Source organism: Acidithiobacillus sp. (assembly GCF_027322205.1).
Taxonomy (GTDB): domain Bacteria; phylum Pseudomonadota; class Gammaproteobacteria; order Acidithiobacillales; family Acidithiobacillaceae; genus Acidithiobacillus.
In genome coordinates, this window is the sequence record NZ_DAHVHY010000038.1 from 1 (window position 1) to 20,643 (window position 20,643).

General features: G+C 55.9%; 19 protein-coding genes. 10 read left to right on the forward strand and 9 right to left on the reverse strand.

The genetic code is table 11. From position 1 onward, the window contains the following. Window positions 1-721: ATP-binding domain-containing protein (locus M7F93_RS07240; protein WP_298171332.1), on the forward strand; the 721-nt coding region annotated here is incomplete at its 5' end. 126 nt (window positions 722-847) lie between these two features. Continuing rightward, window positions 848-3,961 carry an EAL domain-containing protein gene (locus M7F93_RS07245; protein WP_298171335.1) on the forward strand — a complete coding sequence of 1,038 codons (3,114 nt, stop codon included), beginning with the start codon at window positions 848-850 and terminating at the stop codon, window positions 3,959-3,961. A 106-nt stretch (window positions 3,962-4,067) separates the two neighbouring features. Here the strand turns inward: M7F93_RS07245 and M7F93_RS07250 are convergent, their stop codons facing one another. The 6 genes from M7F93_RS07250 to M7F93_RS07275 all read right to left on the reverse strand — a co-directional run bounded on the left by M7F93_RS07250 (window position 4,068) and on the right by M7F93_RS07275 (window position 10,380). Beyond that, the gene (locus tag M7F93_RS07250; protein WP_298171338.1) at window positions 4,068-4,763 is read right to left on the reverse strand and encodes an MIP/aquaporin family protein; all 696 of its coding nucleotides are present in this window, start codon (window positions 4,761-4,763) and stop codon (window positions 4,068-4,070) included. A gap of 1,099 nt (window positions 4,764-5,862) precedes the next feature. Next, on the reverse strand, window positions 5,863-6,441 hold the full coding sequence (locus M7F93_RS07255; RefSeq protein ID WP_298171341.1) for a cytochrome b/b6 domain-containing protein: 579 nt from the start codon (window positions 6,439-6,441) through the stop codon (window positions 5,863-5,865). Between the two features lie 238 nt (window positions 6,442-6,679). After that, the gene (locus tag M7F93_RS07260; protein ID WP_298171344.1) at window positions 6,680-8,206 is read right to left on the reverse strand and encodes a TonB-dependent receptor domain-containing protein; all 1,527 of its coding nucleotides are present in this window, start codon (window positions 8,204-8,206) and stop codon (window positions 6,680-6,682) included. Next, window positions 8,131-9,039, reverse strand: coding sequence for a TonB-dependent receptor plug domain-containing protein (locus tag M7F93_RS07265; RefSeq protein ID WP_298171347.1), 909 nt, complete (start codon window positions 9,037-9,039; stop codon window positions 8,131-8,133). The genes M7F93_RS07260 and M7F93_RS07265 overlap by 76 nt, the downstream gene beginning before the upstream one ends. Window positions 9,040-9,436: 397 nt before the next feature. Further along, window positions 9,437-10,126 carry a winged helix-turn-helix transcriptional regulator gene (locus M7F93_RS07270; RefSeq protein ID WP_298171350.1) on the reverse strand — a complete coding sequence of 230 codons (690 nt, stop codon included), beginning with the start codon at window positions 10,124-10,126 and terminating at the stop codon, window positions 9,437-9,439. 125 nt (window positions 10,127-10,251) lie between these two features. After that, on the reverse strand, window positions 10,252-10,380 hold the full coding sequence (locus tag M7F93_RS07275) for a hypothetical protein (protein WP_298171352.1): 129 nt from the start codon (window positions 10,378-10,380) through the stop codon (window positions 10,252-10,254). A gap of 585 nt (window positions 10,381-10,965) precedes the next feature. Here M7F93_RS07275 and M7F93_RS07280 point away from each other — a divergent pair. Then, complete coding sequence (locus tag M7F93_RS07280) at window positions 10,966-12,504, forward strand: OpgD/OpgG family glucan biosynthesis protein (protein WP_298171355.1); 1,539 nt, start codon at window positions 10,966-10,968, stop codon at window positions 12,502-12,504. A gap of 3 nt (window positions 12,505-12,507) precedes the next feature. Here M7F93_RS07280 and M7F93_RS07285 read toward each other — a convergent pair whose 3' ends face one another. The 3 genes from M7F93_RS07285 to msrA all read right to left on the reverse strand — a co-directional run bounded on the left by M7F93_RS07285 (window position 12,508) and on the right by msrA (window position 15,104). Continuing rightward, a complete protein-coding gene (locus tag M7F93_RS07285) occupies window positions 12,508-13,206 on the reverse strand; it encodes a hypothetical protein (RefSeq protein ID WP_298171359.1) in 699 nt (232 codons plus the stop codon). 870 nt (window positions 13,207-14,076) lie between these two features. Then, a complete protein-coding gene (gene msrB / locus M7F93_RS07290; protein WP_298171362.1) occupies window positions 14,077-14,502 on the reverse strand; it encodes a peptide-methionine (R)-S-oxide reductase MsrB in 426 nt (141 codons plus the stop codon). A 14-nt stretch (window positions 14,503-14,516) separates the two neighbouring features. After that, the gene (msrA, locus tag M7F93_RS07295) at window positions 14,517-15,104 is read right to left on the reverse strand and encodes a peptide-methionine (S)-S-oxide reductase MsrA (protein ID WP_298171365.1); all 588 of its coding nucleotides are present in this window, start codon (window positions 15,102-15,104) and stop codon (window positions 14,517-14,519) included. A 172-nt stretch (window positions 15,105-15,276) separates the two neighbouring features. On the opposite strand from msrA, the gene M7F93_RS07300 reads away from it, so the two are divergent. The 7 genes from M7F93_RS07300 to rng all read left to right on the forward strand — a co-directional run bounded on the left by M7F93_RS07300 (window position 15,277) and on the right by rng (window position 20,511). Beyond that, complete coding sequence (locus M7F93_RS07300) at window positions 15,277-15,984, forward strand: thioredoxin fold domain-containing protein (RefSeq protein WP_298171369.1); 708 nt, start codon at window positions 15,277-15,279, stop codon at window positions 15,982-15,984. Between the two features lie 71 nt (window positions 15,985-16,055). Then, entirely contained in the window at window positions 16,056-16,712 is a 657-nt protein-coding gene (gene nadD / locus M7F93_RS07305; protein WP_298171372.1) for a nicotinate-nucleotide adenylyltransferase, read from the forward strand. A gap of 24 nt (window positions 16,713-16,736) precedes the next feature. After that, window positions 16,737-17,093 (forward strand): ribosome silencing factor, encoded by a 357-nt coding sequence (gene rsfS / locus M7F93_RS07310; RefSeq protein WP_298171374.1) that lies wholly within the window; start codon window positions 16,737-16,739, stop codon window positions 17,091-17,093. 6 nt (window positions 17,094-17,099) lie between these two features. Continuing rightward, window positions 17,100-17,573 carry a 23S rRNA (pseudouridine(1915)-N(3))-methyltransferase RlmH gene (rlmH, locus tag M7F93_RS07315; protein WP_298171376.1) on the forward strand — a complete coding sequence of 158 codons (474 nt, stop codon included), beginning with the start codon at window positions 17,100-17,102 and terminating at the stop codon, window positions 17,571-17,573. 7 nt (window positions 17,574-17,580) lie between these two features. Continuing rightward, entirely contained in the window at window positions 17,581-18,018 is a 438-nt protein-coding gene (locus M7F93_RS07320; RefSeq protein WP_298171378.1) for a hypothetical protein, read from the forward strand. Then, a complete protein-coding gene (locus M7F93_RS07325) occupies window positions 18,015-18,908 on the forward strand; it encodes a hypothetical protein (RefSeq protein ID WP_298171380.1) in 894 nt (297 codons plus the stop codon). Before M7F93_RS07320 ends, M7F93_RS07325 begins: the two co-directional genes overlap by 4 nt. Window positions 18,909-19,020: 112 nt before the next feature. Beyond that, a complete protein-coding gene (rng, locus tag M7F93_RS07330; protein ID WP_298171381.1) occupies window positions 19,021-20,511 on the forward strand; it encodes a ribonuclease G in 1,491 nt (496 codons plus the stop codon). Window positions 20,512-20,643 lie beyond the last annotated feature (132 nt).

Consider the following 20,643-nt stretch of genomic DNA (forward strand, 5'->3'; position numbering starts at 1 on the left):
CCCCGAAACCGCCATCCGCATCCTGCAAACCGGGCAGGCCAGCACCATCGCCTGGCAACCCGTCCCTGCCATCCACCAGATACTGGCACTCGCTGGTATGGAAACGGCCTATGGCCGCGTCTGGCAAACCGCAGGCCAGCCGCCGCCCAAAGACCCGCAACAGCATAGCGCATGGGTTAACACCATCCTCAAAAACTACGCCGGTTTCCGCATCCTCTGTGCGCTGCGCCAGGGTCCCTGGGGCGTCACCGGTATCAACCGCGCCATCGAAACGTACCTGCAACACCAGGGCATCCTGCAAAGTCGTGGTTTTTGGTATGCTGGCCGCCCCACCCTCGTCACCCGCAACGACCCCAGCCTCGGCCTCAGCAATGGCGACATCGGCATCGCCCTGCCCGACCCGGATAAGCGCCTGCGCGTCTATTTTCCCAACAGTGACGGCCTGCCTCGCGCCATTCTCCCCAGCCGCCTCAACCACACCGAAAGCGCCTGGGCCATGACCGTCCACAAGGCGCAAGGCTCCGAGTTCGCCCACACCGTCCTCATCCTCCCACCCGAGGACAGCCCCGTCCTCAGCCGCGAGTTGCTCTACACCGCCATCACCCGCGCCCGCAAATGCTTCACCCTCATCGCCCCGCGCGAGCGGCTGGAAAGTACCGTTCAGCGCCAGACGCGGCGTATGAGCGGGCTACATGCGGCTTTGTACGATCCCAGGCGTTAAATGTCACCGGCGTCATTTTGGCAAGATTGTCCAAAAGCGGCTAACTTGTCTTTCTGGGTAAACATAATCTGTGCCATATTATCAGTATTTTCTCACTATCTAAGATCCATCTCCCCACAGGAAACCATGCCTGAGCGTACCCCCACCTCCCCTGAAACCGCCCTGCGCGCCCTGCTAAAACACCAGCATACTGAAATTACGGTCGCCGTCGCACGGTCTGTTGATCTTTTTTACGCCCGTGCCGCCCGCCATCCAGATATCAGCACCATGCTGAGTCGGTTGTCGGCCGAGCAGGTCGAGCGACTGAAAGCGGAACAGCGAACCCAATCCCTGTTCTGCTTGCAACCGGATAGCGCCGGGGAACTCCGCGAGCGCGCTCAAGCTATTGGCCGTGCATATGCCATGATGGGCATCCGTACGGAATGGCTGATCAGCAGTATGGCGCTTTACTCGGACGAACTTCTCGGACAACTCAGTCCGTTTCTGGAGGTGGAAACTTCTTTACGGCCACTGATTCTGCAACACCTGGCAGAGGATCTCGCCGGACAACTGCAGGGCATGGAATCCGCAGCCCTGGAAGAGCGCCAGGTTATGGAGCACATTGATCTGCTTCTGTTAAGCGACACGCCAGTGGACGCCCTGGCATCACGAATGCTCAATAAACTACTCGACATTCAGGGACTGGATGGGGCATGGATCGGACGCCCCGATGCGTCTGGCCGCCTGATAAGCGACGCCGTCGCGGGGGCAACGCTTGCAGACTATCTCGGCAGCGTCGAAATCCGCGTGGATGACAGCCCCCTCGGACAGGGTCCAGCCGGGCAGGCCTGGCGGAAAGGGGACGCCATTATCGTTGATGACTGGACTACCGACCCCAGCACCCAACCCTGGCAGAAAAGTGCCCCGTCCTACGGATGGCGCGCCAACGCCACCATACCCATCCAGATAGACGGCAGCGCCTACGCCCTGCTCGGCTTTTACAGCCATATCCCCGGTTTTTTCAGCCACCCCAACCGCCAAAGCCTGATTCGCCATCTTGCCGTCATGCTGGGCGTCGCCCTGAGCCGCCAGCGCCAGCAAAAGCATTTAGAGCGTATCAACAGCCTCTACCGCACTTTTCTCGCCGAGGGCGACATTCTCATTCGTGCCCGCTCAGCAACGGAAATGCTCCGTAAAACCTGCCAGCGTCTGACTGAAGGCACCCTCTTTGGCACCGCCTATGTGATGCAACCTGATGGAGAGGGCTGGTTCCACCCCCTCGTCGCGGCCGGAGCCGGCAGCGGCATACTGGGCAGTATTCATGTTAACGCCCACTTTGGATATGCACCCAGCCTCGTCGCGGATACCTGGCAATCCGGGCGCCTGCAGTATCGTAACGACTATCTGAGCGACCCGCGCCTCCATGCCCAGCACGAAATACTGAAGCGTAACGGCTGGGCGAGCATGGCCGTGGTCCCGGTGCATCGCGATGGTCAGATTTGGGCTGTGATGGCGGTCACCAGTCCGGATAAAGGCATTTTTGACCGTGAAATCCTCAGCACCATCGCTCGCGTGGGCAAGTTACTGGGCCATGGTCTCGACGAACTGGACCTCAAGGACCGCATCGACAAAGAGCGCACGGTACAAAGCTGGATGGCCCGCCACGATCCACTGACCGGCCTGCCCAATCGGGTCGCGCTCCTCGATCGCATCCCCGAAGCGCTGCAACGCGCCCAGCGCGAAGAAAAGCTCCTCGGTATCTGCATGCTGGATCTGGACGATTTCAAGCCCGTCAATGATCGCTATGGCCACGCCGCCGGCAACGCTCTCCTGCAAAGCTTCGCGCAGCGCCTGCAGACCGTGCTCCGCCAAACGGATTTTGTCGCGCGTATCGGCGGTGATGAGTTCGTCCTCGTCCTGGAAAATATCAGGAATATGGAAGATGTGGAAAAGGTCATGGACCGGGTGGGTCTGGCTCTGGACAATGCGTTCCAGCTTCCGGGCAGCATCGAAGTACATATCAGTGGCAGCATCGGCATTACCTTGTACCCCTTTGATGAGGGTGACTCAGAACAACTGCTACGCCACGCGGATCAGGCCCTTTACGCCGCCAAAGCGGAAAAGGAGCAACGCACACGGTTCTGGAGTGTCTTTCAAGGTGACGATGAGACGTCGATGATGCAACAGCGGCCCTATATCGAACTGCTTCATCAAGGCGCGTTGGTGCCGTATTACCAGCCCATACTGCATTTGGCCAGCGGCCGGATCATCGGTGTCGAGGCTCTGGCACGCCTGCGCCAGGGTAACGAGATTTTACCTCCTGCGGTTTTTCTCGGCCATCTGGACCACGCCGCCGGGCAACTCCTTACGGAACAAATGTTGTACCAGGCACTGCTCGCGGCACAGCACTGGGAAACCGCGGGTTTCCCGCTGGAAGTCGCCATCAATGTTCCAGCCGAAGTACTGCTCTCCAGTACCTTCCTTGAACGTATAAAAGCAACGATCACAGAGAGCCCCCTCCCGGCGGAGCGGCTAACGCTGGAAATTCTGGAGAGTGGCGAATTCCTGTCACTCAACCTTGCCAAAAATCGCATCGCTCAAATTCGTGCCATGGGGGTGCGCATCGCGCTGGACGATGTGGGGAGCGCATATGCGTCACTGCTCCGCCTCAAGGAAATCGCCGTCGATGAAGTCAAACTGGACCAGAGCTTCATCCAGGAGATTCCGCAAAACCCCGCCGATCTGGTCTTCGTCATGAGCGTCGGCGCCCTCGCCCAGTCCATTGGCGCGCGCTATGTGGTGGAAGGCGCAGAGACCGCAGAAACCATCAATGCCTTGGCCGTATTAGGGGTGGAATGCGTGCAGGGCTATGCCATCGCCCGCCCGATGCCGGAAGAAGCCTTGCTGGAGTGGCTCCGTGCCTGGAACGGTATAGCCCAAGACACCCAGCCGCGCACCCTGCTCGGCGCCTATGCGTCGCACCTGCAGTTTGACGGCATCTACCGCCTCGCACCAACGATACTTGGTCAGATACAAAACCTCGAAGAGGTTTGTCAATGTCGGCTGGACGAGTATCTGGATCGTCACGACTTGCAGCAGTCCGCACTGGGCAAAGCCCATCAAGCCTATCATTATTGCGTGGGTACCGCCCACTCTGCCGCGGAACTGGACACCTGCCGCCAGCACATGGCGAGTGCGATGGCGGTCACGCAGCAACAGATCGCTGAAACATGGATACCCCCCCACGACGGCACAAACTGACGCCCGTCACCAGGTGATGCACGGCGATGGGTTTTTCTGCCATTGGCATAACCTCTCCTGGTCGCCGTCGGATTGTTGCTGGCCCGTGTTCTGCGGATGCAAAAAACTAGAGATTTACCCCTTCTTCTTTCATTGCTTCCATAAAATGCATGTCGGTTTTGCTTTCCTGCATGAATTTATAGAGCAAACCGGCGACCAGCCCCCCTAACGGGGTTGCAATAAGATAAACCCATATATGGGGATAGTAATCACCTGCCACGGCAGGACCCAACGTCCGTGCCGGGTTGACGCTGGCTCCCGTAAGTGGTCCCATGAAGGTGACAATCATGACCAAAGTAAAGCCTATGGCCAGCGGTGCGGCGTTACCAGCACGATCGCTCATGGCGGTATACAGCGCGGTGGTGGTGAGAAAGAACGTCCCTAACGCCTCCAGCATAAACCCCCCTGGGACAGATATCAGGTTTGTGTTGATGGTTGTGGCACCCAGGTGCCCCATGGGTCCGTGCAGCACCGTGAGCAGTGCAAATCCAGCGGCTATTCCGCCAAGGATCTGAGCAATCATATACATGCCCGCATCCCGCCAACTGATTTTTCCCGCTATGGCACCACCAAGAGTGACCGCAGGATTCACAATGCCGCCGCTGATGTCCCCGAATACATAGGCCGCAATCATGATGGCCAACCCGTTCGCCAGAGCGATATCTATGAGTGGTTTACCCATGGCCGCCGCGCCACCACCAAAAAAGATAAGTCCAAAGGTACCAATGAATTCTGCCGTCATTTTGCGCATTAATGGGTGCATAATATATCTATCTCCGTATTGGTGTAGGGAAGGGATCTGTTTCATCAAAATGCCCCACCACCGATAACACAACGATAATAATTCTCATTATCTATAATGTTCAGCAATGGAATAGTTAGCACAGTCTACTCGTTCTACAGGTAGAACCATTCTATGACACCCGGTCATTTCCAAAAGTTCCATGTCCGTGAACTGGTCGTTGAACTTGACCCCAACGGACCGATTTCAGCAAAGTCTTAATCGTATTGCGAAGCGGTTCATTTCGCCGGCAACCATAAGAAGCTCCTATTATTACCGCTTGAAGCAGGGCTAATTAACAACTTGACATTCAATCCGCTTAACTGTTTTATGGGAGATGACAGGTGTGTGGATAGAGCGGAGCGTTGAACGCTTTATTAGCAAAAAGCGTCTTGGAGCGAAATTCACAGTCATTATAGGGAGGGGATCTTGTGGGCAATCTGAAGCAACTAACGCGGCTAATTTATGTGGCGACATTACTTTTTGTGGGTGCTTCCATGCTTTCTGGCTGTATAGTGGCTCCGCCGTATGGGGGTTATTATGGAGGCCATTACGGGGAACGGGGCGATGGGTGGCATCACGGTGAGGATCGCTGATCGCAACTCATCCTGTGCAGTGCGTTAATAGTGACAGGCTGACATTGTTAACACGTATTTTCTTGACATGCGGGGTCCTATGAAAAAACATCTATTGATAACACCATTATTTCTCCTGGGGCTCACCTTCTCCGTTACCCCCAGCGCGTTTGCTGACAACCAGAATTATGCTCCTGGTTACTATATGAAACCGCAGACTTACTATGGTCAACGTTCAGACTATAGGTCCCGTGATGAGCACCGATACAGAGATGGCGAGCAGCACAGAGAAGATCGGCGGCAAGAAGAGCGCGGGCGTCGATATTATCATCGTGGCGACCACTAGCACACTTTCAGAGAACCCGTCAGCTCAATAAACATGCGAGCCATACGAGATACGCCACGCCTCCTGCGCCACCCGCAATCAGGAATGCACCCAGGTACAGATACGGGAGCATTCCAAGGGGGTGGCTTCCAGGGGAATAAATATTGCGGAGGACCCCTTGCTAGGGCCTGAATACTCGCAACACGACGGGAGATTTAATGGTATGCAATGCGGCCATAGCAATATGGCCCCACCAATATAACCAAACAAATGATGACAGAAAGTCATGTAATTTCTTGGGTAGTTGGTAAATGCCTATAGGCGCAGCCACCCCGTAATTGGGGATCAGGAAAAACATTATAAATCCTAAAATAGCCATGCCAGTCACGGCCAGCAAACCGAATCCATGCACCATCCCTGGCAAACCACCGCGCATCCCACTGGGAGGTAGTCTTCTGTCTACCAGCCCCTTTATATCGCTGCATACATTTTCCAAATACTCTCCATTGTATGGGAAAAGATGTGATCGCAGATTCTTGATACGCATAATTTCGAGCCAAAATGCCAGGATAATCAGCGTCGCAAACATACCAACCCACATGTGCGCATGAAATAGCAAGTGCCGGAATGGAAGCTCACCGACCTTTTTCCATATGGCCTTCATGTCGAGCTCGCTAAAAAGCAGAAAAGTCACTACCAATGCAAATCCCGCATGTATCCATCGCGTACTTCTTGGCCATTCTTGAATTACTTCAGACATGAAAAACTCCGTAGTTTGATGATATAAATTAAAAAATAAATCTGGCTATTCACAGATAGAATATTAACAGGTGGCACTGAATGTTGCAATTGACAGATGTGTTTTGACACGTTACTGCAAACGCCAAAACGTAATAATTAGCTGTCATGTGCAAAAAGATGCACTCGCCCATTAACTGTCATCATTCAGCGGACATCCTTGCAGTGCGCTGCGTCACAAGACGCAGCGCATAAACAGTTTAGAACTTGGCTCCCATTGTCAAAAAATACTGCCGTGGAGCGCCCGGATCAGCCAGAATGGCGCCAGCGCTGTTACCACCGAAGTACCCACCACTGGTGATATACTCGATGGGATTATACTGTGCACCGAAGAGATTATATATTCCCACAGAGAGCTTCACGTCTTTCAGCGTCGGAAGGTACTGATTCAATCTGGTCGTTTTCACCCCGAGAATAATATTTGAGACATTATATCCCGGCTGTTTCTGGTGCGATGGCGCACCGGTCACGTTGTTGAAGAGGTACTGTGAGCTTGTGTACTGATCCACAAACTGGGGGGAAAATAGGAATCCATGATAGTAGTATCGATAGTCGATGCCTGCACTCATGGTGAAGTCCGGGCTATAAGATACATTCGCACCGTATAACGTCGTACCACCGCCCTGCGGAGTATATGAGGTATAGTACGAATGATTGAGCGCCAGATTGGCAAACAGGTGCCAGTTCCCGGATGGGTTGTCGGCGATGGCGATATTTACGCCATTCACCACCGCGTTGGCCGATGCAAACTTGGTCTGGGCGATGTTGCTCAGGTAGGTCGCTATGGTCTCATTGGCCAGATGATCATAGTAGTAGTTGATATTGAACATGAAGTTATGCAACATCATCCAGTTATGCACCAAAAATTTGGCTCCGACCTCATAATCCGTACTTTTTACCGGCTTCAAACTGTTGAAATCTATGCCGCCACCGTGGCTGTTGTAGGCCCCAAAATTGTTGTCGGTAGGATTTTGATAAGACTGGGCGTAACTGGCATATATGGAACTCCACTTTACTGGTGCAAAGCGAACGCCAACCGAAGGTTCAATACCGGATATGGTATCCGCAGCGCTATTGATCAGCGTCTGATTTTGGGCGCCGGCAGGATGATTGGCGAATACCTGGTTCCCATTATTGTACATCTGGGTCTGGTACTGGACCGCGGCAATGCCCGGCGTAATCTTGAAGCCGGAGAATGGCCTGATCGTATCCTGAATAAAACCCGTCAAATAGTTGTTATACAGAACGTCACTATTGTACTGAGTGGGAAACGACGGACTGGTGCCGAGAAGCGTGTTGTATCCTGCATAGGGCGTGGTGTATTGCTGATAAATCCACGACCCGCCCGCCTTCAGGAGATTCATCGGCAACTGCCAGTCAAAATACAGCTTGTCCCCATAGGTGTCCGAGGTTGGATTGTAATACTCGGAGTTCGCATTATTCCCTGGTATATAATTGTTAATGCGATAATGCACCCGGTGGCCATGGCGATACCACGCTAATTCATGCAGCGTAACGTCCCTGCTGAGATGGAAATTCAGCTTGGAGTACAGCATGTAGTCTTGCACCTGCAACTGTTTAAACCAGATGGACTCTGGCAGTGATGCGTAATATCCACTGGTCTGCTGACTATACAAAGGTGCGTTGGCGTTCAGGCCTTGGGTAGTAATGCCCTGTATGGGGGTAACCGGGATGAAATTGGGTCTGAACTCGCGCGAACTGTCCACGTAACCGCCGAGACTGAAGGTACCCCCCTGAACGTCTTCACCGCCTTGCCAAAGTAGGCAAAAGACTGGGCTGGGGCGTTGAACGAGCCCGTGCGGAACGTGTTGTTTTTCGTATAGCCTCCGGCCAGCACCGCGGACCAGCCGTCGTACATCCCCGTTTTGAGATCAAAGTTGTAGCCGAGGGTGCCGTTACTGCCAAAGGAGGTGCCCATCTCCGCGCTCGGTTTTACGGATGGTTGCAGCGGTACGAAGTTGATGGTGCCGCCGATACTATCGAACCACCGTCCGGCGGGATTTCCGGGACCGTAGGTCACGTTGATGCCATGGATCATCTGGAGAATAGGGATTTCGTTGGAATCCCAGCCACCGTTATGCGCAATCAGATTGTTCATGGGGATCCCGTCAAACAGCACCGTCAGGCCGTTGCGCTCGACATCCCCGTTCACGGATGACCAGCCTACCTTCACGCCGCGCACGGCGATTTCATAGCGCGCGGTCGATGCGATGCCGCCATAACCACGGACAGCGATACCAGGTGCCAGAGAGAGCGCTTGCGCCGCTCCTGCGGCCGGGCCTACACCCTGAATTTCACGTTTTCCAAGAACCGCCTGAGATTGCGTGGATTTGAAAATTTTCTTTTTGGTCAGCTTACCGTCCGTATTGGCCAGCGTCTTGGCAGATTCAGAAAGTGCCTTGGCCGAAGCGTTTACTTCGCCAACATTGGTTGCCGACGCCGAATCGGCACCCAAGGCGGCTGTCAGAGCACTAAAAGTACATAGTCCTGCGGTACACATTGCGAACAATAACGGGTTTATACGATACCGCTTATTCATTTCTAGCTCCTGTATAAAAATGCTCGCATAAATTACATAGTTCCATAATGTTGCCCAGGCAACAAAAGAATGATACAGGAGGATTATGACAGCCGTATTACGCTATAATGACCACAACATGACAATCCGATATTTGAAAACAGAGGCGAAGGAATGCTTCATCTCGGTTAAACAGTATTACCGTACGAAACCAGAATAAGGCGCTACTATACTGACATAAACCGTACGTGGCATACCTGGTTTCCCCAGTAACTGTCCAGCCACTCCCGTAACAGTCGCCACCAGAAATAGAGGTCTTTTGTTTCCTGGAATCGCCCCTATGCTAACAGCCAAATATTGCATCCGTGCGGCACTCGGGTAGCGTTTTTATGACATTGTTATGTCATTTTATGATATTTTACGTATTGCTTGGTGGTGAAAAGCGGTATCCGAAACTGCGCACTGTTTCCAGCCAGCCTTTGGCACCGGCACTTTCCAAAATCTTGCGTAAACGATAGATCTTGACCGCCAGCGTATTGGGGGCAAAATAGGTGCCCTTACCTCCCCACAGGATGTCGGCGATCTGATCGTTGGAAACGACTTCGTCCGGATGGGCGGCGAAATAGTGAAGCAGATAGAAAAGCCGTCGCGGCAGATGAATTTCCTGCCCCAATATCCAGACCCGCAGCGACACGAGATCAATGCAGAGGTTTTCCTCTTCACCCACCTGGGCAGACGCATGTGCGCGCAACTTTTTGAGGAGACCGCGCACCTGGGCGGTCAAGATTTCCAGCCCCAGACTGGCGGGAATATACGCCTGCGCGCCTACTTCCAGAGCTGCCACGGCAGTTGGTTCCTGGTGGTCTTCTTCCGCACCATTGCCGACTACCAGGAAGGGCAAAGCGTCCTGATGGGGTACGAATTGCAGACTCTGCAGCCAGTCGCCGGTCGTGGCAGACCATCCGAGCAGAACAAACACTTCAGGATCCCAGCGCCGCATCAACTGTTCGGCTTCAAAACGCTCCATGACCCGTCTTACTTGGCCGCCAGCACGCTCCAGAGCCACTTCAACAGAGACGACCGTTTTACCATCGGTCCGTGCATTCACCAGCAGAAGGATCCGTGGGCCTTGCGGCGATCCGGCCCAGGATCGGCAGAGAGGGGTTCGCGTCTGCGCCAACATTACCGTGCGTAGCACATGCACCGCGTGTAAGGCTATATACTTAATTAAGATCAATAGCATAATGAAAATCCCATATCCGCTGTGAACGCAACACACACATGGAAGAAACTCACCGGGGCATTGTTGAGGAAATCGATGACACTGAGTTGGGCTACGCGCGTGTCCGTGAACTGACTCATGCAGATCTCCTTGTGGGGGCTAGTATTGCAGCTCCGCACAGGATAACTGGCTTGTGTGACATTAGCATGAAGATTACATGACTTTTTTATGACAATTCATGCGAGCAGCTCCCCAGACCATGGCGTATCGCTACCGACTACGACTGCTCAATAGACCGGATAAATCCTTGGAGGTACTGACATCGTCGGAGTTACAACGATCTGATCAGGTTGGAAGCCGTACCGACCATATCATAGCCAAGCACTTTTAATGCAATAATGTTGTTTATGAAAAACATGTAGTTATGTCTAAAATATGAATCTATCAAGGTAATCCGTGCTTATCTGAAAAATGCCATGCCTGTTATTATTGTCGCCAATAAGCGACACTCGCACATAACGGCTAAAATATTTTCTCTCCTGCCGGAATCCGCCAATTATAACTGGATCCCACTATATGAGTATTTACTGTGGTCGCGCGCAGATCATTTATTTTGTTGTCCTCAGGCGACGAAAATGGTTGTGCACCTATAGCCTTATTAAGACATTTTTACACAAAATTAACGACCTGCGACTGGTGGCATATAACTTGCCAGATTCAACAACATGGCTATATGCAAATCAATATTCAATATCCGTATCATCCTGCTTCCCCTGTGTTGTGGGGCACTGCTCACCGCTGTTGCTCCGGGTGCTTTGGCGATGCCATTCACGTTCAGTCAGGTGGTGCATGACGCCCATAATCTCGCCCGGAGCCCCTGGCATCCGCGCCCGGTGGAGGCCAGTAAAAGCCTGCGCCAACTGAGTCCGCAGGCGTATGGGCATATTCTCGACACCCGTCCGCTGTGGAAGCACGATGGTTTGCCCTTTGAAGTCTTGTTTTACCCGTTGGGCGGCACCTTCGATCATCCCGTGCGCGTCAATGTGATTCGCAACGGTCAGGCGTATCCCATTCGCTATGATTCGAAGACATTTTCCGTCGAAGGCCGACTGGCGAAAAAGGTTCATATCCCCAAAAATGGCGGCTATGCGGGTTTCCTTGTTAAAGATACTGGATATGCGCGGCAGCACGATGAATTTCTGTCTTTTCTCGGCGCGAGCTATTTTCGGGCGGTGAACAAGGATGCGGTCTATGGCACTTCGGCGCGCGGACTCGGGATTGATACTGCGTTGCCCTCCGGTGAAATTTTCCCGTACTTCCAGGAATTCTGGCTACAGCGCCCAAAACCTGGCGTGCATCACCTGACGATTTATGCGCTACTCAATAGTCCGTTGATAACCGGTGCCTATCGCTTTGAAGTGACGCCCGGCAAGAGCACACATATTCGCGTCCATGCGGTGCTGTATCCGCGCAAAAAGATTCGTCAACTGGAAATCGCACCGTTATCCAGCATGTTCTGGCATGGTCGTGGGCGCGGCATTCGCGCCGGTGACTGGCATCCACAACAGCACGATTCCAGTGACCTCATCATGGCCAATGGTGATGGCGAGTGGATTACCCGACCATTGAATAACCCGCTGTATACGCAAGTCACGCGGTATACCCTGGATCATCCGCAGGGCTTTGGTTTGTTTCAGCAGGATCGGCGATTCGCCAATTATGAGGGAATCAACACGCAATATCAGAAGCGTCCGAGTGTCTGGATTCAACCCTTGAACGATTGGGGAAAGGGGCAGGTAGAGTTGGTGGAATTACCTACCAATAACCGCAATCTTGACAATATCGTGACGTTTTGGGTGCCCCGACATCCCCCGCAGCCGGGACAGGCATTTTCCGTTCGGTATCGGCTCAATTTTTTCCGCGACGCCGCCGATCTGCCGCCGGGGGGTCACCCTGTCGCGACTTATCTCGGGACCGTACCACACGGCGGTGGTAGTCGCCGTATTGTGGTAAATTTCGCGGGTGGTGGTTTGGGCCGACTCCCGGCGAACACCCCCGTGCAAGCACATATTTCCGTGGGGCCTGGTACGCGTTTAATCCATTCCGCGGTACGCTTCGACCCGGCCAATCATCAGTGGCAGTGGCAAGCTCAGATCCTGCCGCCAGCGCATCATCCGACCAACGTTCGCGCCTTTCTGGAATCGCGTGGCCATACCCTCAGCGACACTTGGACCTATCTGCTGCAGCGCAGCAAGAGATCTTAGGAATCAGGCAGTAATAACCTGGAGCAATGATGCTGGCGCGCTGGTTTTTTGCAAGCCATCGGGGCCTATTGCCCGAAATATACCCCGGTCCCTGTTCGTCAACTGTTGCGTTTCATAGCTGGGATTGGGCTGGAAATGATCCTCGTGGGCATGTGCAAATGCCGGGGCAGTCAAGCCGCCCATCAGGATAATGCCCCATACGACGGCGGCCCTGGCAAGCCTTTTACCGCGCGCAGAGGTACGGCGTGTTGAAAATGCGAAAGCAGCCTTGAGGCTGGTGCCTGTCCTTGAAGCGACGTGTTGCTGACTGAAAAAGTGCCGTAACACCTCTTGCGGAGAACGCAGAAACGGTTTAGAGGCCATTGATGAACGGCGAATACTTGGAGCTTGCTGACGGCGCAACCATGCCGCAGGATGCTCGGCGTGACGCGTGGCGGGCAACGAGAGCGTCAACCTCGCATGAAGTTCATCACCATCCGCGAGGGACCCGAGCGCGGCCTGTAATGCACTGAATGCCTTATCACTGCCTGAACCGCTTGGCACCTGTGTAACCTCCCGTTCCACCCAATGCCGCTGTGCGGGTGTCAATGCTAGGTGGTCCAGGTAATGCTGCGTCAGGGGGGGTGTGTGACGTGCGGGATTTATTTCACCATGAGCTAGTGGTGCTCCGGAAACGTTAAAGGCATCAGCATCTTTAAACACGATAAAACTCCATGATCTGGCAGTTTTCTTAAACCATATATGCATTGCACTGCAGATATCATGCCACAGCCGCTATCGGTTGTTTTTTAGCGGTACCAGTTCATAGTTGATAACCCTGAACCATATTTTCGTCGCTGTAAGGCAACACAGCGAAAGTGATCCGTAGCAGCATGTGAAATGACGACCATCAATAGCATAGGATTAAAAGCTATTATTTATTGGTCAGTTGGAGAGGAGGTGCGGCATCCGGTTCCTCCGTCGCTCAATAACGACATTCTCCATTTGATGGAAATGGGCTGTTCAGCTATTTACGTAAGGTTATCATTGCGCAATGCAAGGAAACCGTCGGTACCAGGTGCACGCCTGTTCTGGTAGATCAGGGGCGGGCAGACCCCTTTCTGGAAAAGGAACTCAAAACTGAATGGCTGGAGGCATTGAAAGATGACCGGCTAACGCTGCGTTGGCATGCGGGTTACGATCACAGTTATTTTTTCATCGCCAGTTTTATCGGAGAGCATTTGGCGTTTCATGCGCGAGTGCTGCGGGGATAAGAGCGCAATGATCCTGACATTTCCCCCAGCATCCAGAGTATCCGCCCGGTACACGCCCTCAAGCCCGTATCCATCTCCGCCAGACCCCTGGGCGGCTCGAACACGTAGAAATCCGGTTAACCGGCATCTCATACCCCACGATGCCCGCCTTGCTATCCTTGGTTATGTCTTTCCGTCTGTCGTGAACCTGTAACCGGAGACTCATGCGTTCACCAGAATCCAATCGAGGCCGGGTGCTGAGAAGTTCCTGAAATCACCATCCAGAGTAGCCAGACGTAACCCTCCGGCCAGTCCATAAAACCTGCTTTTCCGATGGAAACTAAGTGGCCTTTTCAAAGCGCAGCGCTGCCGAATTCAGACAATAGCGCAGCCCCGTCGGTGTTGGGCCATTGGGAAACACATGCCCAAGATGGCTATCACAGCGGGCACAGCGGATTTCCGTACGGACCATACCGTGACTGGCATCACGAATCTCGCGGACGTGATCAGGCGCATAAGGCTCCCAAAAACTCGGCCAGCCCGTCCCCGACTCAAACTTGGCTGTCGAGCGAAACAACGGCAAACTGCATAACGCGCAAACAAAAGTCCCATCACCTGTTTCATGCAGCAGTCCGCCACAGAAGGGTGGCTCCGTGCCATGCTCAAAGAGCACATGGCGCACTTCGGCAGACAAACCCAGCGCCATTTCCGCACGTTTCCCGGTATCAATCGGGGTCAGATCAAATCCAGCAGATGAACGGATCATCGCCATAATCTCCTTCAATTTTTACGCAACAACTGCGGAAAACACGCATGCAGTTTTTCCACTTTCGGCAGCGCCACCGCACAAATATAGGGCTGATCGGGATGCTGGCGGGCATAATTCTGATGCATGTCTTCGGCGGGATAAAAATGTGTCAGGGGTGCGATTTCAGTGGCGATGGGTGCGGCAAAAACACCCACCTGATTCAATTGCGCCACATAATCCCGCGCCAGCGCCGCCTGAGCATCATTCAGGGTAAATATCGCGGAGCGGTACTGTGTCCCCACATCATTCTCCTGCCGGTTGTGCTGCGTCGGATCGTGGGCCACCGCAAAAAAGACCTGCAACAAACGGCCAAAAGATAGTAGCGTCGGATCGTAGTGAATCTCCACCGCCTCAGCGTGGCCTGTTACACCACCGCACACCGCCCGGTAGTTCGCCGTCTCCGCCGCTCCGCCCGTATAACCGGACACCACCCGCGTCACCCCGGCAAGATCCAGATACACCGCTTCCACGCACCAGAAGCAGCCCCCTGCCAGTACCGCCATACCCGGTATATCGGCGGCGGGATCCTCCCGGCTGGGAGCAGGAATCGTTAAAATCATGACATGCACTCCTTGAGCGCCCAATCGTCCCTGGCCGGAGCGGGCATTATCCTGAGCATAGCGACAAACTTTCACCAAACCAAACTCCGCAGGCGATGTGCCAGACTCCGGCGCATTTGCTAGTATTTACGCTCTGGCGGGATTCGTTTCGCAAAAATTGGGGAGAGTGACCATGGAGACCGAAGATCAGGGCAACAAAACAAAGGGGCGCATTGGATTCAGAAAAGCCACAGGACTGAGTTTAGCGGCGCTGCTTTTCGGCCCGCTACTGCTCGCCGGGTGCGCCACCAGCCCGAGTCCCAAACCTGATGAGCATCTGGCCCAACCTCGGAAAACCCCTGTCGAGCCTATTGCTCCGGCGGTCATGAAGGCACCGGGCTTCATGATAGGCCATGCCGGCCCGCTGATCGTGGTGTTTATGGACCCCAACTGCATCTACTGCCATCTGCTCTGGGACGCGTTACAAAAACCCGTCGCCAACGGTCAGTTGCGGGCAAAAATAATTCCGGTTGGTTTTCTGAAAAACTCCAGTGTCGCCAAGGCCGCCACGATTCTCGCCGCCAACGACCGGGCAGCCGCCTGGGCGAATAACGAGAAGGGATTTAACGACAACACCGAAGAGGGGGGCACCCGGCCCCTGGCGCACGTTCCTTCAAAAGACATAGCGGCCATCAACACCAACACCGCGTTGCTGCAGACCAGCGGCGAAGAAGCGACACCAACCCTGCTTTTCTGTCAGAAGCATTCGTCTGACACCAACGCAACAGAGGATGAAACCAGCCCGCGGATAACCGTGGAACATGGCATCGCCATGCATGCACTGCCCGCGCTGATCGACTCGCTCGATGGCAATGTGAGCGCGGCGGGCTGCACCCCTTAATCTCCGCAAGCCGGGCGCATTTCGATAGCGGTCGGCTTCCCCCACGGGCGGCCCTTGGTTATATTCCACTTATGCACCGTTCCACACATGATGATCTGGTCATCCTCGGCGGCACCTTCGACCCCATCCATTACGGGCACCTGCGCGCCGTGGAAGAGGTGCGGCAGGCCCTCGGCGTCGCACAGGTGATGCTGATCCCGGCCGGGCACCCGCCCCACCGCCAAAGCCCATGGGCCGATGCCCGCCATCGTCTGGTCATGACCCGCATCGCCGTCGCCCACCATCCGCACTTCACGGTCAGCTCCTGGGAAGTGGAGCGGGAAGGGCCGTCCTACAGTGTCGACACCCTCACTGCCCTGCGCCAGCAACGCCCGGATGCGTTACTCGCCATGGTCATCGGCATGGACGCCTTTCTGCGCTTCGACACCTGGCACCACTGGCAGCACATTCTGGACCTCACCCACCTCATTGTTACCGGGCGCCCCGGCTGGCCCGCCGCCGAATTGCCGGAGGCCTTGCGCCAAGCCCTCTATCAGCGCCGTTGTGAAGATGTCGGCACCCTGCGCCAGACGCCAGCCGGGCGTATTTTGTTCCACACGGTCACCGCGCTGGAGATCTCCGCCACCAGCATCCGCAGCCTGCTCGCCAGTCATCACTGTCCGCGTTTTCTGTTACCGGACGAAGTATTGGATTATATTGACGCCGAAGGGCTTTACCATAGCCCATAACCCGACCACAAAGGATCATCACACTTGGCGACAGCAGAAACCCTCCGCGATCTGGCCATCTCCGTTCTCGATGAACACAAAGCGCTCGACATCAAGAGCATTGATGTCCGCAAACAAACCGACATCACCGACTATCTCATCATCGCCTCCGGCAACTCCGACCGCCACCTGCGGGCGCTGGCCGACGCCGTGATGGCACGCATGCGTGAAGAAGGCGTAAAACCCATAGGCAAGGAAGGGCTCGCTGTCGGCGACTGGGCGCTAGTGGATCTCGGTGACGTCGTCGTCCATGTGATGCGCCCGGAAGTGCGCGATTTTTATCAGTTGGAGCGGCTCTGGGGAGAGCTCCCGCAGATGCGTGGTCAAAGCGAGGGGTGCTGATCCGCGATGCGCCTCCGGGTGCTGGCCATCGGCAGTAAAATGCCGGCATGGGTAGAGGCGGGTGTCGCCGAATACACCGCAAGGATGCCGCCGCAATTGCGCGTCGAGTGGCGCGCACTGCCGCTGGCGCGACGCGGGCGCAGTGGCGATCCAGTACGCTGGCGGCGCGAAGAAGGCGAGCGGATTCTGGCAGCCACCCCCGGCGGCGCCGAGCGGGTGGCGCTGGAAGTAGGCGGCAAGCCTCTGGACAGTGAGGCCTTGGCGCAGCACATCGACACCTGGTTCGCTGGCGGGCGCGATGTGGCGCTGTGGATAGGCGGCCCCGACGGCCTCGATCCGGCCCTGCAACCGGACTGGCGCTGGTCCTTGTCACCCCTGACCCTCGCGCACCCGGTGGTGCGCGTCGTGCTGGCTGAACAATTGTACCGCGCCTGGAGCATTCAGGCCGGATTACCTTATCATCGTGGCGGAGAGGAGTGACGCTGACGTGAACACGCTATGGAACCGAAGTCTCTGTCCCCGCCTGGGGATGGCCCTGGCTCTGAGTCTGGGCCTCAGCGCCTGCGCGCAGATGGTGCAGGTCAGCCCGCAACAGAACGTCTCCGACGCCATTGCCGTACAGGCGGGCCGGGAACACATCCTCGCTCTCTCACCCGCAGTCAATACGCGGCAACTGGCACCGGTAGAGAAGGCACTGCACGCCGCACGGGAAGCAGCGGCGCGCGGCGATTATGTGTATGCCGAGCGTCAGACCCTGCTCGCCAGAATCCTGCTCGACAACATTCAGGCCCGCCTGAATGTGGCCCCGAGCAACAGTCAGCGCGCGGCGCTGCAAAGTCAGATTGGCAATTTGCAGAGTCAGATAGCTACGACCCGCCAGCAAATTGACGCCACCAAAGCACAAATCGCCAAGGAGGCTTCATGATGCGCGCCCGTCACCTCATCGCCGTCGCCCTGCTCCTTGCGCTGCCCGGTATAGCGGCGGCCGATATCGCCACCACGCAGGCCTTGCAGCAAGCCCTCCAGCGCCTAGAAAAGGCCCAGCGCAGCGGCCCGCCCATACCCCCCGCCACCCTCTCCAGTCTGCACAGCAGCCTGCGGATGATGACCCGCGATCAGGTCAACCCTGTGCTTTTCCAGGTCGATCGCGCCATTTTTAACGCGCGCCTCGCCGGCCTCCGCGAACAACGTCAACAGGCGGCAGAACAAGACCGGCTCAGCAGCCTGCAACACCAGGTGCAGTCGTTGACCCGCCAACACCAGACGCTACAGAACGAATATGGCAAACTGCGCGAACAGTTGGCGAGCAAAACCATGAGCGGTGCCCAAACCCAGCATCTGCAAGCCGAAATCCGGCAGCAGCAGCAGATGTTGCAATCTGAAGAACATCGCCTGGCCGGGTTGGCGAAACAGCAGGGTGCCGTCCCTGGCGCACCCGCTAGCCCGCTCACGGCGCTGCCCAGCTACGGCAGGGCGCTGACGGTATACGCCCAGGTTCGGGCTGCCAGCGACGGAGTACATGTCACCATGCCGGTAACCAGCCTGTTCGGCAGCGACACCCAGCTTTCCACTGACGGCAAACAGCGTTTGCAGGCTATTTCCGGCATCCTCAAGCAGACGGCAGCCAGTGAAATACTCGTGCGGGTAGCCCCCCAGCCCTTGGGCGCCAATGTCGCCACCCAACGCGCCGAAACCATTCTCCGCACCCTGCGCCGCAATGGTATCCCCGGTACGGTGCTGGCCCTGGCCACCGGTGTCGGCCTCAGTCCGGGAACAGCCGAACTGCTGTTGGTGAACGCCAGCCCGGCTCCGTGACCCGCCTGATTCTCGCCTCGACCGCACCGCACCGCCTGGCCCTGCTCCTTTTTGAAACGACGGAGATGCTTGCCGCTTGCGGCCTCTCCCCCTCTTGCCTCTCAGGACAACCATGAGCGAAGAACTGCTGATCAACGTCACCCCCCAGGAAATCCGCGTCGCGCTGGTGGATAACGGCGTCCTCCAGGAACTCCAGGTCGAGCGCAGCGGTCATCGCGGTCTGGTGGGCAATATCTACAAAGGCATCGTCCGCCGCGTCCTGCCCGGGATGCAGGCCGCCTTCATCGATGTCGGCCTGGAACGCACCGCCTTCCTCCACGCCGCGGATATTCAGGACGACAGCGAGGAAGTGCAAGGCGAGACGGACATCGAAACCCGTGCTGGTCAGCACGAGATCCGCAATGTCTGTGCCCTGCTCCACGAAGGGCAGGAAGTGTTGGTGCAGGTCATCAAGGACCCCCTCGGCAGCAAAGGTGCGCGCCTTTCCACCCGCATCACCCTGCCCGGACGTTATCTGGTTTATATGCCCTTTGTGCCGCGCATTGGCGTCTCCACCCGCATTGAATCACCTGAAGAACGTTTTCGGCTCAAGGAGCGGCTCAAATCCGCGATTCCACCCGAAGAGGCTGGCGGCTACATCATCCGCACCCTCGCGGAAGGCGTGGAAGAGACCGATTTCGCCGGAGACATTGGTTTTCTCCGGCGCCTGTGGGACTCCATTCGCGCCCGACTGGAGCACAGCCCGGCCCCCAGCCAGATTCACAGCGACCTCAACCTCGCCATACGCATGATGCGCGATGTGATGTCCGACGATATTCAACGGGTACGCATCGATTCGCGGGAAACGGTCGATGCCGCCCTGGCCTTCTGTCAGGGCGTCATCCCGGAAGTCGCCAACCGCATCGAGCACTACAGCGGCGAGCGTCCGCTCTTCGATCTTTATAATGTCGAGGACGAAATTGAGCGCGCCCTGCAAAGCCGGGTCACCCTCAAGTCCGGTGCCTACCTCATTATCGACCAGACCGAGGCGCTGACCACGGTGGACGTCAACACCGGCGGCTTCGTGGGACGGCGCAATCAGGAAGAAACCATCTTCAAGACCAATCTGGAGGCCGCCGCCGCCATCGCCCGGCAGATGCGGCTGCGCAACATCGGCGGCATGATCATCATCGACTTCATCGACATGGAAGACGAAGAGCACAAACGCCGCGTCCAGCGCGCGCTGGAAAAGGCCATCCAGAGCGACCGCACCCGCTGCAACATCACCCAGATCTCCTCTCTGGGCCTGGTGGAAATGACCCGCAAACGCACCCGCGAAAGTCTGCGCCAGACCCTCTGCGAACCCTGCCCCTACTGCCATGGACGCGGTTTCATGAAAACCGCAGAAACCATCTGCTACGAAATTCTCCGCGAGATCGTCCGCGAAACCCGCGCCTACCCCGCCGAACGCTTTGTGGTTCTGGCCTCCCCACAAGTCATGGAGAAACTCCTGGACGAGGAGAGCACCAGCCTTGCGGCACTGGAGGAATTTATCGGCCGGCCCATCAAGGTGCAGGCAGAAGCGACCTATACACAGGAACAATACGACATCATCCTGATGTAGCAGAGCAGAGACGCGACGGGATGCTTTATTATGCAGATTCCCCGCTGCCCACATCAACGTTTCCGCTTCCGAAAAGCTTCCAGCAAGCCATCCTCAAACGCTTTTTGCGCCTGCTTCACCGCTTCCCAGTCT